Below are 14747 nucleotides of genomic sequence, written 5' to 3' on the forward strand. Positions count from 1 at the left end.
GTGCTTGCCAAACTGAAAAACATAGATATTCCTATTGTTGTCATTTTGATTGCCTTTATGGTCATTAGCACGATGCTTGTGTACAGTGCATCTGTCGATCATCCAAAAATTAACGTTAGTATCACAAAAATACTGGTCTTATACGGCGTTGGTCTAGCAGCATTCGTTGCAAGCAGTTTATTTGATTATCGAGTATTAATTAGAATCGCTCCCTATCTTTATGGTATCGGCATCTTTTCTTTGGTCGCTGTCTACTTTTTTGGGACGAAAATTCATGGGGCGCGCGGCTGGTTTGAACTCCCGGGCGGCTTAACCTTTCAACCAGCGGAGTTAGTGAAGTTAATTCTAATCGTGGCTGTTACCGCACTACTGGCAAGACGCAAAGGTGATTTACTGCAAATCAAGAATGATATTATCCCAGTCGGTGCAGCCGTGTTATTACCGTTTATTTTGGTCCTCATTCAACCTGATTTAGGGAATGCGATCATTTTTGTGATCATTCTGTTGGGAATGATTTGGATTGGTAATATTAAATACTCGCATGTCTTACTTAGCACCGTCGTACTCATAGGCGCTGGTTTCTTGCTTTTGACGTTATATAAGTATTTCCATCACTCCTTGTTTGAACTGCTTAAGGGTTATGGTTTCAGTCATTGGATGGATCGTATTGATACGTTCCTTTATCCCCAAGAGGTGTCTGCTGATGATAATTATCAGGTTCGTAATGCGGTAAGAGCGATCGGTTCAGGAGGCTTGGAAGGCGAAGGTTTTCTGAAAGGCACCTCTGTTCATAGTAATTTCATTCCATTCGCGTATTCCGATTCGATTTTCGTCGTAGTTGGTGAAGAATTCGGTTTCCGCGGGTCTGCTGTCCTCTTGTTGATCTATTTTTTACTCATCTACCGTATGATCCTCATTTCGATCCAAAGTACTCAGCTTAGCGGAGCTTATGTTGTAGTCGGTGTGGTTTCCATGTTCGTCTTTCAAATTTTTGAAAATGTCGGGATGATGATTGGTATCATGCCGTTAACGGGAATCACCCTTCCTTTCGTCAGTTATGGGGGAACTTCTCTACTGATTAATATGCTTTCATTAGGCCTCGTGATGAGCGTAAAGCTGCATCAGGAACGCGAACCTGAATTTTTCTGAATATCTAGGAATGCAGTGCCCTTGACCTTTGGTCAGGGGCTTTTTTTGTCCACATAATCTTGTCCCTCTTCTCATAGGCTGTACAAAGGTTAACGATGGGGAGGGGCTTCCATGGAAGTCAAAGATAAAGTGAAACAGCGGAGGATAGAACGACTTCGCAATTTGCGCGAAACGTCAGATCCTTCTAACGGGAGTGGAAGTCCAATGATACCCACTCGAAATAGGGGGAGTTCATTGCCTATACATCACCATTCCGAAATATCTCACTATGTGGATCCAGAATGGAAACGGCGAATGGAAGATCCTGAGTATGCATGGCAGCAAAAATTATTAATGGACCCAGCTTTGGTTGGGCGAGATTATTTGAGGGATGGTGAAAGAGGGTTATTAGCTCCGCCTTCGCCTCGTAAGATTGCGGTCAAGCTGTTCATTAGCTGCGTATTGTTTGCAGCGCTGTACGGGATGTTCCAGCTTAATCAGCCTTGGGCTAATAAAGGGAAGCAATTCGTGACCTCTTCGCTTACACAGTCGTACGATTTCTCGTCGCTGTCCGCTTGGTATAGCGATCAGTTTGGTGGGTCACCTTCGTTCATTCCCAGCTTCAATCGGGAAGGGAATGAGGCCATTAAAGTGAATGCCACTAAGCGCACCTTTTTCACTCCAGCAAAGGGAAGCATTGTTACGCGATATGACGGAACTTCTCATATCGGAGTTAATTTGAACACCATTGAATTTGCACCGGTTTATGCGCTGGATACAGGTCAGGTCATCTTCTCCGGAGTAGCTGCAGATACGGGCTTAACGATTGTGATTCGCCATCCAGGAGGTCTCCAATCCTTGTATGGCGGATTGAGTGAGGCCAGTGTTGAGGTAGGCGACTGGATGAAAGTTGGTGAACCCGTCGGTAAGGCTTCCAAGAAGGATCCTGCAAAGGGGACGCTTTACTTTGCTGTTACGAAGGACGGGCATCCCGTCAACCCATCGGATGTGATCAGCTTTGATTAAATGGGCCGGAACTACGTACCGATTCCACCCCCTATTTACACTCATTATGATTGGCTCTGCCATTACAGGCTACTTCCTGGAGGCCGTTACGTTATTTGGCATCGTACTGGTTCATGAGCTTGGTCATTTGGCTGCGGCGAGCGGCTTTGGGTGGAGGGTGCGGGAAGTGCAGCTTCTGCCTTTTGGTGGAGTCTTGATCGTTGATGAGCTTGGAACGGCTCCAACGCGTGAAGAACTTATTGTCTCCCTAGCTGGGCCGCTGCAGCATGTATGGATGATTCTTATTGCTTTGCTGATGAAATGGGTGGACGTGGGCGCAAGCAGTTGGTGGGATTATTTCATTGAGGCAAATATAATGATTGGCTTATTTAATCTCATTCCAGTCATGCCGCTCGATGGCGGCAAAGTGATGCAGTCATTGTTAGGGTATTTATTGTCCTACCATAACACAATTTTATATACAACTTGGATCAGTATGATATTAAGCTTGGCCATTATTGCAATAGCCATTATCCAACTGATTAGCGGACACCTCCCGCTCAATATATTAGTTATCGGTATTTTCTTGCTTGTATCCAATTGGTACGCCTATCGGCAGCTGCCCTATCACTTTTTTCGTTTTCTTATGGGGCGCGGAACCCGAATGAGCAGGCTTTTGAGCCGCGGGACATTAGCACAGCCAATTATCATTACGAGACATCGCACAATGGCGGAAACATTGAAGCTTTTTATGAGGGAAAAATATCATTTAATCTATATCGTAGGAGAAACGGGGCGCATACAAGCCGTATTGCCGGAACAGCAATTAGTGAGCGGTTATTTGGATGGGAAAAAACCGGGGAGTGCAGTTTCCGATCTTTTCATGTAAAATAACTGTTGAGGTGAACGTGTATGAAGCAACTTATAATTCACTGCGCACCTGATCTTACACAAGCGGCATTGCTTGAAGAAAGTCGACTTGTTGAGTATGATACGCAGTATCCGCTTGATTCTCAAAGAGCAGGCAGCATCTACATGGGTCGCATCGTCAACGTCCTTCCCGGCATGCAGGCGGCATTCGTCGATATCGGTCTTGCGAAGAATGCCTTTCTATATATAGACGACCTCCTACCCGTCCACTTGGACAAGCAGCCTAAGATTAAACCTTCAATAACGGAGCTCGCCGAAGTCGGTCAGACGCTGATGGTGCAGGTGACGAAGGATCCGCAAGGTACCAAAGGTGCAAGAGTAACAACACATGTTTCTATTGCTGGCCGCTGGATTGTCTACATGCCAGACGCTGATTATATTGCAATCTCCCGTAAAATTGATTTGGACGCAGAACGGCAGCGCCTCAAACAGCTTGCTGAAGGCAGCTTGCTGCCTGGTGAAGGTGTTATTATACGAACGGGTGCTATTGGTCAAAGTGAAGAAGCGATTCGTGATGATTTGCAAAATTTACGAGAATTATGGAGTGCCATTGTCTCCAAAATGGAAGAGGTACACGCACCTGCACAGCTGTATCAGGATCTTGATCTTTTGCCAAGATTAGCCCGAGATGTCATTACAGATGACGTTCATGAAGTTTGGCTCAATGACGCCAAGGTGTACGAAGAGATGAAACAATTATTACGAAAGCAGCAGCCGAGTTGGCGAGGGCGCGTAGCTTTTTATGACCGCAAGATTCCTTTGTTTGATCAATTTGGTGTCACGGAAGAACTGAATCAAAGCTTTAGACGTAAAATTTGGCTGCCTAGCGGCGGATATTTGGTCATTGATCAAACCGAAGCACTTACCGTTATTGATGTGAATACGGGAAGGTACACCGGATCCATTGATTTAGAACAGACAGTTACCGATATTAATCGAGAAGCGGCGAGTGAAATTCCAAGGCTTCTGCGGCTTCGTAATATAAGAGGCATTATTATTGTTGATTTTATAGACATGAGTTCGGAAGTAAATCGAGCAGCCGTGATGGAGAACATCACACAAGCCGTGCGTAAGGATCGCTCCAAAACGATTATTGTGGGTTGGACCAAGCTAGGTCTGCTTGAGATGACGCGTAAGCGGAAATAATAATTGCATTACAAAATGTTTCTGTGATATAATACTCGGAGTGTGTTGTTTAGGCATGCTGTAACCGCACGAATCGGGTCTAAGCACGGATTTGGATTTGATCCTACCGTCACCTGGACAAGGCGAGTCTGAGACATGAGGAGGTAATGAAAATGTACGCAATTATTGAAACAGGTGGTAAACAGTACAAAGTTCAAGAGGGCGATGTTCTTTACATCGAAAAATTGAACGCAGCTGAAGGTGAAGTTGTTTCTTTTGATCGTGTGTTCTTGGTTTCCAAAGAGAGCGGCTTAGTAGTAGGTGCTCCATTGGTTGCTGGTGCTTCAGTTTCCGCGAAAGTGGAGAAACACGGCAAAGGCGCTAAAGTCATCGTTTATAAGTACAAGCCGAAAAAGAACTATCACAAAAAGCAAGGTCATCGTCAACCGTACACAAGAGTAGTAGTTGAGAAAATCCAAGCGTAAGAGGCAGCCTTATGATCTATGTGACCATAGAGCGTCTTGCACCGGATTCACCTCAAATCTCATCTTTTGTAGTGGAAGGCCATGCTGAATATGACGTACCTGGCAAAGACTTGGTCTGCGCTGCAGTATCGGCGGTAACGTTCGGTACTTATAATTCGATTGAATCGCTGACGGGTGTGATTCCTATTCACGAGATGGAACGAGGCTTGATGGATGTTACCATTCCAGAGAGTACACGATCTGTTCCGGAGACATGGAATAAAGTCCAATTGATTCTTGAATCGATGGTCGTCATGCTACAAACCATTGCAGATAATTACGGTGACTATATAACGATTGAAACAATCTATCACAAAGGAGGATAACACCATGTTGAAATTGGATCTCCAGTTTTTCGCTTCCAAAAAAGGGGTGGGTTCCACAAAGAACGGACGTGACTCACACTCTAAGCGCCTTGGCGCTAAACGTGCTGACGGTCAAACCGTTACTGCTGGAAGCATTCTCTACCGCCAACGCGGTACGAAAATTCACCCAGGAACGAACGTAGGCATCGGTTCGGATGATACACTTTTCGCTTTGGTACAAGGCGTAGTGAAATTCGAGCGTTGGGGCCGCGATCGCAAAAAAGTGAGCGTATACCCAGTTGATGTAGCTCCTGTGGCTGCAGCTTTAGAAGCGTAATTTGAATCCCTGGCGAGCGATAAGCCCGCCCAGGGATTTTTTTCTAACTACAGAACAAGCCTTATATAGGGATCTTTGGTCGGATGCCAAAGTCTCTCATCTTAGAAAGCGGTCACTCATCTCGAATGACCGAAAGCAGAGGTTTTCTCATTTGTTTGGTGAAGTTTGCTAGTACATCGTGATATACTGGATGAACGGTTACAAAGCAGGGAGAACGGAGCGAACGGGGAATGAAACGAGCAGGTAGTACGCAAGTATATTTAATAGCACTTGTGCTCATAGGATTGACTGGAATGATGTTTATGGAACCCTGGATTGTCAGGGGCGCATTATTTTTCATCGTCGTCATCAGTGGTTATACTGCATTCAAGTTGGAAGCGAGTAGATTGGAAGAGAAATGGAGCCAAGAGCTCCGTCAACAGGAACATCAGTCTCAACAGAAGTTAATACAAGTTATAAATCGCTCACGTCACGATTGGATGAACGATACCCAAATTTTGTTTGGTTATATTCAGTTAAAGAAGTTTGATAATTTACAGCCCTATATGGAAAAAATAAAAATGACTATGCAGCAGGAAAGTAATCTCTCCAAGTTAGGTATTCCATCGTTAATTGCTTTCTTGTTGCTGTTTCGCGTCCAGTCAAAATCACTAGAGCTGGAAGTTGAATTAGATCAAGAAATCAATCTTGGACAACTTCCTTTGCATGACGGCCTCATCGAAAGATTGGTTCGTCAAACCGTGGAATGCGTCCAAGAGCATGCTGCGGCAAGTGACGGTGAAAGCGGTACACTCAGCTTGGAATTTGATGTTCAAGAAGATGGCTTACTGCTTGATTTTGTATATCAAGGCCCCTATAACAGGGAGCAACTTGAAAAGGCCGTGAAGGCAACCCTGCTTCCGAAAGTGGATTCTTATTCACTTGAGCAGAGTGAATGGCAAGAGGAAGAAGCGGTCATCACATTACGGTTACCGTTTCGTACATAATAAAGGGATCTTTGGTCCAAGACCAAAGTCTCTCCTTAGTTGAGGTGTAGAAATGTTTGTTGATAAAGCGAAGATATTTGTTAAAGGTGGCGACGGTGGGGACGGTTTAGTTGCTTTCCGCCGTGAGAAATATGTACCAGAGGGTGGACCGGCAGGTGGCGATGGAGGAAATGGCGGCGATGTTGTATTCCGTGTAGATGAGGGTCTGCGTACATTGATGGATTTCCGCTATCAGAAGCACTTTAAGGCGGAGCGCGGCGAGAAGGGCCGTAACAAGTCCATGCATGGCGCTAATGCGGAGGATATGATTGTACGCATCCCGCCGGGTACAACCATCATCGACGATGACACGCAAGAGGTTATTGCCGACTTGACGCGTCATGGTCAAGAGGTTGTCGTGGCCAAAGGCGGTCGAGGTGGCCGGGGCAACACACGCTTCGCAACAGCGCGCGTAACAGCGCCAGAAATTGCTGAGAACGGCGAGGAAGGCGTGGAGCGTTGGGTTGTGCTGGAGATGAAGGTCATGGCCGACGTCGGCTTAGTAGGCTTCCCAAGCGTTGGAAAATCCACGCTATTGTCGGTTGTCTCTGCCGCAAAACCGAAAATTGCGGCGTATCACTTTACAACCCTGACCCCGAACCTCGGGGTTGTGGATGTTGGCGATGGACGCAGCTTCGTCATGGCGGACCTTCCCGGTCTTATTGAAGGGGCCCACGAGGGCGTGGGGCTTGGGCATGAGTTCTTGCGTCACGTAGAACGGACGCGAGTGATTGTTCATGTCGTGGACATGTCTGCTGCAGACGGCCGCGATCCTTACGAAGATTTCCTCAAGATTAATGAGGAAATTAAGCTCTATAATGCCAAGCTGGAGCAGCGTCCGCAAATTGTTGTTGCCAACAAGATGGACATGCCGGAAGCAGAGGACAATCTGGCTTTGTTCAAAGAGCAGATGGCGGCAGATGGCAAAGAGTTTGAGATTTATCCGATCTCTGCTTTGACACGAGGCGGTGTGCAGGAGCTTCTCTACAAGATCTCGGACATTGTAGAAAGTATCCCGAATGCTCCTGAAGTTGAGGGCGTAGCTGATAAAGAAGAGCGTAAGGTGTATCGCTTCGAGAAACGCGAGGAGAATGATTACACAATACGTCGAGAGAACGATGTATTCATTGTTGAAAGTCCTTCTATTGAGAAGTTGATCAAGCGAACGAATTTCAGCACACAGGACGGCATTGCTCGTTTTGCTCGAATTTTGCGTAATATGGGAATCGATGACGAATTGCGTAAACGTGGAGCTGTCCATGGACAGACGATCCAAATTGGTGATTTTGACTTCGAATTCGATGAGAAGCATTAGAATAATGAAAAACACTTATCCTCAGGATGAGTGTTTTTTTTGTATAATTTTTCTGTGTTTTGATTTCTGTGTTTTGATTATTGGTTGTCGTGGAAATCGCAGATTAGCTTGCCTAATGTTGACCAAAATACAACACTGCAAGGACAAGTAAACGAATACTAAAGCGACTACAACTACAATTACTAAAGCAAATACTTCTTGCGAGTTGCAGCATGCATTGCTTCAACTTTAATAAATACTCTTACCTAAGGACGGCGAAAGCCGTTCTTTTACATTTAAACGCGATAATATGTCATGAAACTTGACACAAATAAAGAAAAGGATTACGATTTCACTAATTAGCATAATTTTATGTCATTTAATATAACATTGACTACCTTGTGAATATAGGAGAAAGGAGGATTTTGATGAAAAGATGGATTCAAGCAATGGGAACAGGTAGGCAAGGGTCACGTGATTTATCTTATGAGGAAGCTGTAGAAGCAGCACATGAGATGGCCAGAGGAGATTCTACAGATGCTCAATGCGCAGCTTTCTTAATGGCCCTATGTATGAAAGGGGAAGCTGAAGAAGAGCTGATGGCTTTCATTGATGTTTTCCGCAGCTACTCTTTGAATTTCCATACTTTTGCGGATTCACTCAATTGTGCGGGACCGACGGAAGGCCGGCAATATTTTCCCATCACACTACCTGTTAGCCTTCTGCTTGCTTCAGTGGGTTTCTCTCAGGTACTGCATGGAGGTGATTCGCTTCCGCCTAGACAGGGGACCGCAATGAAAGAACTATTAGAAAGCTTCGGTGTTGCGATAGATTTGTCAGTGAAAGCATGGGAAACGTTGCTGTTTCACCTGCATATTGGATTTCTTCACACAGATCAGATTTGTCCGCCGCTAGGGAAGCTGAAACAGGTTCGCGAGCAGTTAGGATTGCGAACCGTGATGAATACCGTTGAGAAAGTCATAAATCCCGTACGTTCAATGAATATGATAATAGGCGTCAATCAGCGGAAAGCGATGGAATCTCTGATTCCCATATCTATCCGATCTGGTTTTCAAAATGTGTATATTGTCAATGGGATTGAAGGATCCGAGGATCTGCCGATCTACCAGAACAGTACGATAAGGATCGTAACCCCCTGGGGAGATGAGTCGCGAGTGGTTGAACCGCAGAAATTTGGTTTTCTGAGTGAGCCCCTGCAGCCTTTAAGTAAAGATGATCAGGTTGCCATGGTACGGCGCATTATTGCTGGAGAAGATTCAGAGGATTTGAAGCGAGAACGTGATCATGTCATTTTTAATACGGGACTTCGATTGATGTGGTTTGATAAAGTGGGTAGTTATGAAGAAGGATTTCAATTAGCGGAATCGCTGCTGCAAAGAAAAGAAGCCAACAAAGTCATGCAGCGCTGGGTGGATCAGAGTCATCACTTTACGCTTCAAGATCATCCGAAAATCCGTGACTCCTCAGCCAAAATTGGATAAAGGCTTTCCTGTGTGCTGGTTTGTATTCAGCTAGAGGAAGGCTTTTTTTGTTTCCATCAACTAGAGGAATTAGAGGTAAGTTTCTAAATTATTGTGATCTTACCCACCCAAAGGAGGCCGATATTACGAATAGATATGAAGGACAACAACTTTCGGAGTTTGGTCCTGGTGAAATAGAAGAAGATGTGAATGAGACTCGTTCTGTAACACAAAATGCTAGGAGGAAACATCATGAAAAAACAACTATTGACCCTCGTACTTGTTCCAGCCCTTATCTTTGGTGCTGTAACAATTCCTTTACCTAAAGAAGCTTCGGCCGCATCAACAGGTCAAATTATTAGCAGTGTCAGTCTTCGTCAAAGTGCAAATGAGAATTCTACGCGTATCCGGTACCTGAAGGAAGGCGAGAAAGTTACCATTCTGTCCAAAGTGAACAGTTGGTGGTATAAAGTAAAAGCTTCTGACGGCCGCGAGGGTTACATAAGCACAAGCGCCAAATACATACAAGCATCGGGTGTTACAGCGCCTGGGGATTCCGACTCGAATAGTGGTTCCGGTAGTAGTTCTGGAGCTTCAACAAGTGTAAATGTTCAAAAAATTATTGCAGCGGGTAAAAAGTATCTAGGCACGCCCTATGAATACGGATCAAGTCGTGATAATACAAGGACGTTTGATTGCTCTGATTTTGTCCGACAAGCTTTCTTGGACGGTATTGGAAAGAAGCTGCCAAGTGACTCTAGAAGCCAAGGGAATTATGTGAAATCTCTCGGGCATGCCAAAACAAATTGGCACGATCTGAAGGCTGGCGATCTCATGTTCTTCATGTCCTACAAAGGGACAAGCCAATCGAATTACAGCGGCATTAATAAGTCTACTCAGACCATCACACATGTGGCTATTTACTTAGGAAATGGACAAATCTTGTCGACATACTCCAAGGACAGCGGCGGTGTTCGGATTGATTCCATCGAGAATCGCCATTGGGAGTATCGTTTCTTATTTGGGGGCAGTGCGTTATAACTAGCCATTCAAAAAGGCAGACATCGAGAAATCGATGTCTGCCTTTTTTGCTACCACATAAGAAAGTATAAGTTTTCGGTTCCCGAAAACCGCTTTCTTATTGGCGATAAAACCTACCTCTAAACGCGGTCGCTCATCCTTGAATGACCTCGATAGAGGTTTTCTCATACTTTTTAAGTCTGCAGGGGATCTACTAAAGGGTTCCAGTGAATAGTAGGTTCACCTGTGTCCAGTTGAATGCCTGCCGAACCTACCCATGGGTGCTCAGTAAGGCCAACGCTGAAATAATGTTCAAGCAAACATCGAAAAATAAAAGGGATTGGGCGCTCCAGCACCTGATCTTTAGGAATCCAATGCAGATCCCCTTCGGGTGTAACGATTCGCGGATTCACATCTGTCGTTCCGATATAAAAAAATTGCTGGCGAATTTCTTGACCATTCAATCGAAGTAAAACATACTGCATGCGCAGCCCTTGGATTTCATCATGCTCAATGCCAGTCTCCTCCCACACTTCGCGCAAACAGGCTGCCCGCGGGTTATTCAATTCACTTGGCTCCAGGTGACCGCCAATAGCAGCCCATAAACCTGGTGATAGTGAACGCGTTAAGGAGCGTTTCATCATTAGTAATTCATTCTGGCTGTTCCATAGGAGAGCCGTAGACATCATGCGTAATGTAATCATGGAGGCGATCCCTTTCTAATCTAGTACTATCAGCTTATCATAGTGAAGTTAGGTGCTGCAAAAGATGAAAGAATAAGATGTGAATTGCCTATTGCTTCAATCCGTATGATTCGATATAATGTCCTCTATAGAGGAACATTGGTCTTTCCAGAGAGGACGGCGGTAAAGTGCCGGAAAGCAAAGAGTTTTTACAAACGATCAAGCACACCGGTCCTGAGAGGTACTACTTAGTCCGGGAAGATATATTGCCAGAAGGAGTACTCAAGACAGCTCAGGCTAAGGAATTGCTTGCACGGGGAGAAGTGAAGACGATTCACGATGCCGTTGAACAAGTCGGGCTCAGCCGCAGCGCGTTCTATAAGTATAAGGATGGTATTCACCCTCTTAGCAAACTGGAACGAGAGCGCATTATCACAATATCCATGGATTTGGAGCATCGGTCCGGGATTCTGTCTCGTGTACTTGCTCTCATTGCTAATTTGGATGGGAATGTATTAACGATACATCAGACAATTCCTCTGCAGGGTATGGCGAATGTCGTCATTTCGGTAGAGACCTCCTCCATGGGGGAAGAGATTCGTCAATTGCTTAATCGACTTCAAGCGCAAGACGGGGTCAAGCGTGCCATGGTCATCGGTCAGGGCAGTTAAAATAGATAAATATATTCAGGAGGTAACATACATGAAACCCATTAAGGTTGGTTTGCTCGGATTAGGTACAGTAGGAACTGGTGTAGTCCGCATTATCGAAGGACATCAAGAGGATTTACAGCGTCAAACAGGCTCGTCCATTGAAATTTCAAAAATTTTGGTACAAGATAAATCAAAGCTTCGCAACATCTCCGTGGATGCAGATAAACTGACTGAACAAGTATGGGACGTTATCGGTGATAGTGAAATTGATGTTGTCGTTGAAGTTATGGGCGGAGTTGCTGCAACCAAAGAGCATATTTTAACTGCGCTAGGCAATGGCAAACACATCGTAACTGCGAATAAGGATCTTATGGCCATGCATGGCGCTGAAATCTTGGCAAAAGCAGCTGAACACGGCTGCGATGTATTTTACGAAGCTAGTGTTGCCGGCGGTATTCCGATCATTCGCGCACTCGTAGAGGGCTTCTCCTCGGACCGTATTACGAAGATTATGGGTATCGTGAACGGTACAACCAATTACATTTTGACTAAAATGAGTCAAGAAGGCGCTGCTTATGCCGATGTTTTGAAAGAAGCACAGGATCTTGGCTACGCAGAAGCAGACCCGACATCTGATGTTGAGGGGTTGGATGCAGCTCGTAAAATGACCATCTTATCAACACTTGGCTTCCACGCAAATGTCGCTCTGAGTGATGTTGAAGCGAAAGGCATTTCGAAAGTATCCAAAGAAGATATTCTATATGGCAAAAAATTAGGCTACGAAGTGAAATTGCTTGGAATTGCTGAAAATCATGATGGTCATATCTCTGTGAGTGTACAGCCTACTATGGTGAAAAACTCGCATCCGCTTGCTTCCGTTAATGGTGTATTTAATGCAGTGTATGTAACAGGTGAAGCAGTGGGCGAAACGATGTTCTACGGTGCTGGAGCAGGCGAGCTGCCTACAGCAACTTCTGTCGTAGCAGATTTGGTTGCCGTTGTGCGCAACTTAAGGCTGGGCGTGAATGGACGTACGGTGCTAGCGCCATACAAAGAAATGAAGCTGAAGACGGACGCACAGATTGCTTCCAAAAACTTTATTCTTCTGCATGTTGAAGATAAAGCAGGTGTACTTGCACAAATTACGCAAATTTTCGCTCAGCACGAAGTTAGTTTGGAGTCTGTGTTCCAGCATCCGAACCAGACCAATCCGAAGGCTGAAATTATTATTATCACACATGATGCGAACCAAGCCAGTATGAAAAATGTGCTGAGACAATTCGAATCTATGGATGTTATTCACGCCATCAAAAGCGTCTATCGCGTAGAAGGCTAAATTATTGAAAAGAGGCGCAATTTCGAAATGAGTTATAAGGCAGTGAAAAAGGTAAGAGTGAAAGTGCCGGCAAGCACGGCAAACTTAGGTCCTGGCTTTGACTCACTGGGGATGGCCTTGAACTTATATGCTTGGATTGACATGGCGATTTCGAATGAAACGACGATTCACTTAATCGGCGATCAGATGAACGGAATTCCAACGGACAAGTCCAATTTAATTTATAAAGTCGCGCAGATGGTGTTTGAACAGGCGGGCGTATCTCACCCTGAGCTGGCCATTTCCATGTACAGCGATATTCCACTCACACGCGGTCTGGGGAGCAGCGCGTCAGCCATTGTTGGTGCGCTAGCCGGCGCCAATGCCCTAATCGGGAACAAGCTCACACAGTATGAGCTGTTCCAAATCGCGAGCCGTTTGGAGAAGCACCCGGACAATGTCGGGGCCAGCTTGTTCGGCGGGATCGTGGTTGCGTTCTGGGACGGAGAGAAAGCCGAATCTATACGAATTGAGCCGGACGCGAATTTGGAAGTGCTGGTGGCTATACCAGCGTTCCAGCTTGCTACAGAGAAGGCGAGAAGTGTCATGCCGAAGCAAGTACCCATGAAGGATGCGGTGTTCAACCTCAGCCATTCATCTTTGCTTGTTGCCGCGCTAAGCACAGGCAACCTGGGAATGATCCGTCATGCCATGAAGGACGCGCTGCATCAGCCTTACCGTGCAGAACTCATTCCGGGCATGAAGACGTTGCTTGAGCAAGCGGAGAATCATGGTGCGCTCGGGGTTGCACTCAGCGGAGCTGGACCGACGATGCTTGCGCTAGTGGATGCACGAAGCGGCCAGAAAGAGGAGCTGGAGGCATTCCTGAAGGGTACGCTTGCTAAGGAAGGGATTGAGGCGGAGACGCTTTGGTTAAAGCCGAGCGGAGAAGGCGTGGCGACCGTTCTGTTACAAGAAGGTGACGGGGATCTGTTATCCCTCGTTGAAGGGGAGGTTCTTGCATGAAGCGGGTTGCCATCTTAGGACCAAGTACCTTTTCGGAAGAAGCCACCCGTCATTTTTTGGGTGAAGATTTTACTTACGTTTCATACAAGCTAATTTCAGAAGTGTTCAATGCAACAGCGTCAGGCGAAACGGAATTAGGAGTCATTCCCATTGAAAATACGCTTGAAGGTTCTGTTCATTTACATGTCGACTGGCTTGTTCATGAGGTTGATCTGCCCATTCGGGCAGAATGGGTTTTTCCCATTGATATGAATCTCATCGGGTATCCGAACCCTGACGGACAAACGGAAGCTTCGAACCCCTACGGACATATTCGCAAGGTGCTATCTCATCAAGTCGTCCCTGCACAGTGCAGTAGATTTATGAAGCAGTATTTGAGCGAAGCAGAGTTTGAGCAAATAAGCACCACGGCAGAGGGAGTACGTATTGTATCGACGCTGCAGGACCCTACCGTGGCTGCTATCGGAACGGCTATTGCATCTACAAATTATGGTGTTCCTATGCTGCAAAGAGAAATACAGGATCATAAAGACAACATGACCCGGTTTCTGCTTGTTGGTACCGAAGCGTCAGAGCTGAAGTCCTCGGAAAACATGAAAACAACCATTCTTGTCACGCTGCCAGAAGATTACCCGGGTGCGCTTCATCAGGTGCTCTCTGCCTTCGCTTGGCGCAGAATAAATCTTTCGAAGATTGAATCCAAGCCGACAAAGAAGAAACTTGGTAATTATTATTTCTATATCGATATTGTTGGTTCCCTGGATTCCGTTCTCCTGCCATCTGCCATTCAGGAGATTGAAGCGATTGGCTGTCAGGTACGAATTTTGGGTTGCTATCCGAGTTATTCATACACGAGTTAATACCGTTCTTCCCTTGCGTTCATTACGCGAGGGATT

General features: G+C 45.6%; 16 protein-coding genes and 1 other annotated feature. Of the genes, 15 read left to right on the forward strand and 1 reads right to left on the reverse strand.

The annotated features are described in order from the left end of the window. The 11 genes from NYR53_RS08870 (at position 1) to NYR53_RS08920 (ending at position 10195) form a co-directional block, all read left to right on the forward strand. Positions 1-1149 (forward strand): FtsW/RodA/SpoVE family cell cycle protein, encoded by a 1149-nt coding sequence (locus NYR53_RS08870; protein ID WP_261304834.1) that lies wholly within the window; start codon positions 1-3, stop codon positions 1147-1149. 111 nt (positions 1150-1260) lie between these two features. Further along, a complete protein-coding gene (locus NYR53_RS08875; protein ID WP_261304835.1) occupies positions 1261-2154 on the forward strand; it encodes a M23 family metallopeptidase in 894 nt (297 codons plus the stop codon). Beyond that, the gene (locus NYR53_RS08880; protein WP_261304836.1) at positions 2147-3022 is read left to right on the forward strand and encodes a M50 family metallopeptidase; all 876 of its coding nucleotides are present in this window, start codon (positions 2147-2149) and stop codon (positions 3020-3022) included. Before NYR53_RS08875 ends, NYR53_RS08880 begins: the two co-directional genes overlap by 8 nt. A gap of 23 nt (positions 3023-3045) precedes the next feature. Next, the gene (locus tag NYR53_RS08885; protein WP_261304837.1) at positions 3046-4209 is read left to right on the forward strand and encodes an Rne/Rng family ribonuclease; all 1164 of its coding nucleotides are present in this window, start codon (positions 3046-3048) and stop codon (positions 4207-4209) included. Positions 4210-4261: 52 nt separating this feature from the next. Beyond that, positions 4262-4349: a sequence feature (ribosomal protein L21 leader region), on the forward strand. 12 nt (positions 4350-4361) lie between these two features. Continuing rightward, positions 4362-4673 carry a 50S ribosomal protein L21 gene (gene rplU / locus NYR53_RS08890; protein WP_029194673.1) on the forward strand — a complete coding sequence of 104 codons (312 nt, stop codon included), beginning with the start codon at positions 4362-4364 and terminating at the stop codon, positions 4671-4673. Between the two features lie 11 nt (positions 4674-4684). Beyond that, complete coding sequence (locus tag NYR53_RS08895; RefSeq protein WP_029194674.1) at positions 4685-5038, forward strand: ribosomal-processing cysteine protease Prp; 354 nt, start codon at positions 4685-4687, stop codon at positions 5036-5038. A gap of 4 nt (positions 5039-5042) precedes the next feature. Further along, complete coding sequence (rpmA, locus tag NYR53_RS08900; RefSeq protein WP_029194675.1) at positions 5043-5354, forward strand: 50S ribosomal protein L27; 312 nt, start codon at positions 5043-5045, stop codon at positions 5352-5354. 230 nt (positions 5355-5584) lie between these two features. Beyond that, the gene (locus NYR53_RS08905) at positions 5585-6340 is read left to right on the forward strand and encodes a Spo0B domain-containing protein (RefSeq protein ID WP_261304838.1); all 756 of its coding nucleotides are present in this window, start codon (positions 5585-5587) and stop codon (positions 6338-6340) included. A 52-nt stretch (positions 6341-6392) separates the two neighbouring features. Continuing rightward, positions 6393-7694, forward strand: coding sequence for a GTPase ObgE (obgE, locus tag NYR53_RS08910; protein WP_261304839.1), 1302 nt, complete (start codon positions 6393-6395; stop codon positions 7692-7694). A gap of 407 nt (positions 7695-8101) precedes the next feature. Next, positions 8102-9175, forward strand: coding sequence for an anthranilate phosphoribosyltransferase (locus NYR53_RS08915; protein ID WP_261304840.1), 1074 nt, complete (start codon positions 8102-8104; stop codon positions 9173-9175). 231 nt (positions 9176-9406) lie between these two features. Next, positions 9407-10195: a C40 family peptidase gene (locus NYR53_RS08920; protein WP_261304841.1), complete on the forward strand. Its 789-nt coding sequence runs from the start codon at positions 9407-9409 to the stop codon at positions 10193-10195. A gap of 173 nt (positions 10196-10368) precedes the next feature. Here NYR53_RS08920 and NYR53_RS08925 read toward each other — a convergent pair whose 3' ends face one another. After that, the gene (locus NYR53_RS08925) at positions 10369-10878 is read right to left on the reverse strand and encodes an NUDIX domain-containing protein (protein WP_261304842.1); all 510 of its coding nucleotides are present in this window, start codon (positions 10876-10878) and stop codon (positions 10369-10371) included. Positions 10879-11045: 167 nt separating this feature from the next. On the opposite strand from NYR53_RS08925, the gene NYR53_RS08930 reads away from it, so the two are divergent. The 4 genes from NYR53_RS08930 to pheA are packed head-to-tail and all read left to right on the forward strand — an operon-like array spanning position 11046 to position 14711. Next, positions 11046-11528, forward strand: coding sequence for an ACT domain-containing protein (locus NYR53_RS08930; RefSeq protein ID WP_261304843.1), 483 nt, complete (start codon positions 11046-11048; stop codon positions 11526-11528). A gap of 31 nt (positions 11529-11559) precedes the next feature. Then, the gene (locus NYR53_RS08935; protein ID WP_261304844.1) at positions 11560-12846 is read left to right on the forward strand and encodes a homoserine dehydrogenase; all 1287 of its coding nucleotides are present in this window, start codon (positions 11560-11562) and stop codon (positions 12844-12846) included. A gap of 27 nt (positions 12847-12873) precedes the next feature. Beyond that, on the forward strand, positions 12874-13851 hold the full coding sequence (gene thrB / locus NYR53_RS08940; protein WP_261304845.1) for a homoserine kinase: 978 nt from the start codon (positions 12874-12876) through the stop codon (positions 13849-13851). Continuing rightward, on the forward strand, positions 13848-14711 hold the full coding sequence (pheA, locus tag NYR53_RS08945) for a prephenate dehydratase (RefSeq protein WP_261304846.1): 864 nt from the start codon (positions 13848-13850) through the stop codon (positions 14709-14711). The genes thrB and pheA overlap by 4 nt, the downstream gene beginning before the upstream one ends. Positions 14712-14747 lie beyond the last annotated feature (36 nt).

The organism is Paenibacillus andongensis (assembly GCF_025369935.1).
GTDB classification, from domain to species: domain Bacteria; phylum Bacillota; class Bacilli; order Paenibacillales; family NBRC-103111; genus Paenibacillus_E; species Paenibacillus_E andongensis.

Coding starts and splice junctions, on each gene's coding strand:
- NYR53_RS08875 (WP_261304835.1), top strand. CDS start 1,261: ATGGAAGTCAAAGATAAAGTGAAACAGCGGAGGATAGAACGACTTCGC.
- NYR53_RS08885 (WP_261304837.1), top strand. CDS start 3,046: ATGAAGCAACTTATAATTCACTGCGCACCTGATCTTACACAAGCGGCA.
- rplU (WP_029194673.1), top strand. CDS start 4,362: ATGTACGCAATTATTGAAACAGGTGGTAAACAGTACAAAGTTCAAGAG.
- NYR53_RS08895 (WP_029194674.1), top strand. CDS start 4,685: ATGATCTATGTGACCATAGAGCGTCTTGCACCGGATTCACCTCAAATC.
- rpmA (WP_029194675.1), top strand. CDS start 5,043: ATGTTGAAATTGGATCTCCAGTTTTTCGCTTCCAAAAAAGGGGTGGGT.
- NYR53_RS08905 (WP_261304838.1), top strand. CDS start 5,585: ATGAAACGAGCAGGTAGTACGCAAGTATATTTAATAGCACTTGTGCTC.
- obgE (WP_261304839.1), top strand. CDS start 6,393: ATGTTTGTTGATAAAGCGAAGATATTTGTTAAAGGTGGCGACGGTGGG.
- NYR53_RS08915 (WP_261304840.1), top strand. CDS start 8,102: ATGAAAAGATGGATTCAAGCAATGGGAACAGGTAGGCAAGGGTCACGT.
- NYR53_RS08920 (WP_261304841.1), top strand. CDS start 9,407: ATGAAAAAACAACTATTGACCCTCGTACTTGTTCCAGCCCTTATCTTT.
- NYR53_RS08925 (WP_261304842.1), bottom strand. CDS start 10,878: ATGATTACATTACGCATGATGTCTACGGCTCTCCTATGGAACAGCCAG.
- NYR53_RS08935 (WP_261304844.1), top strand. CDS start 11,560: ATGAAACCCATTAAGGTTGGTTTGCTCGGATTAGGTACAGTAGGAACT.
- thrB (WP_261304845.1), top strand. CDS start 12,874: ATGAGTTATAAGGCAGTGAAAAAGGTAAGAGTGAAAGTGCCGGCAAGC.
- pheA (WP_261304846.1), top strand. CDS start 13,848: ATGAAGCGGGTTGCCATCTTAGGACCAAGTACCTTTTCGGAAGAAGCC.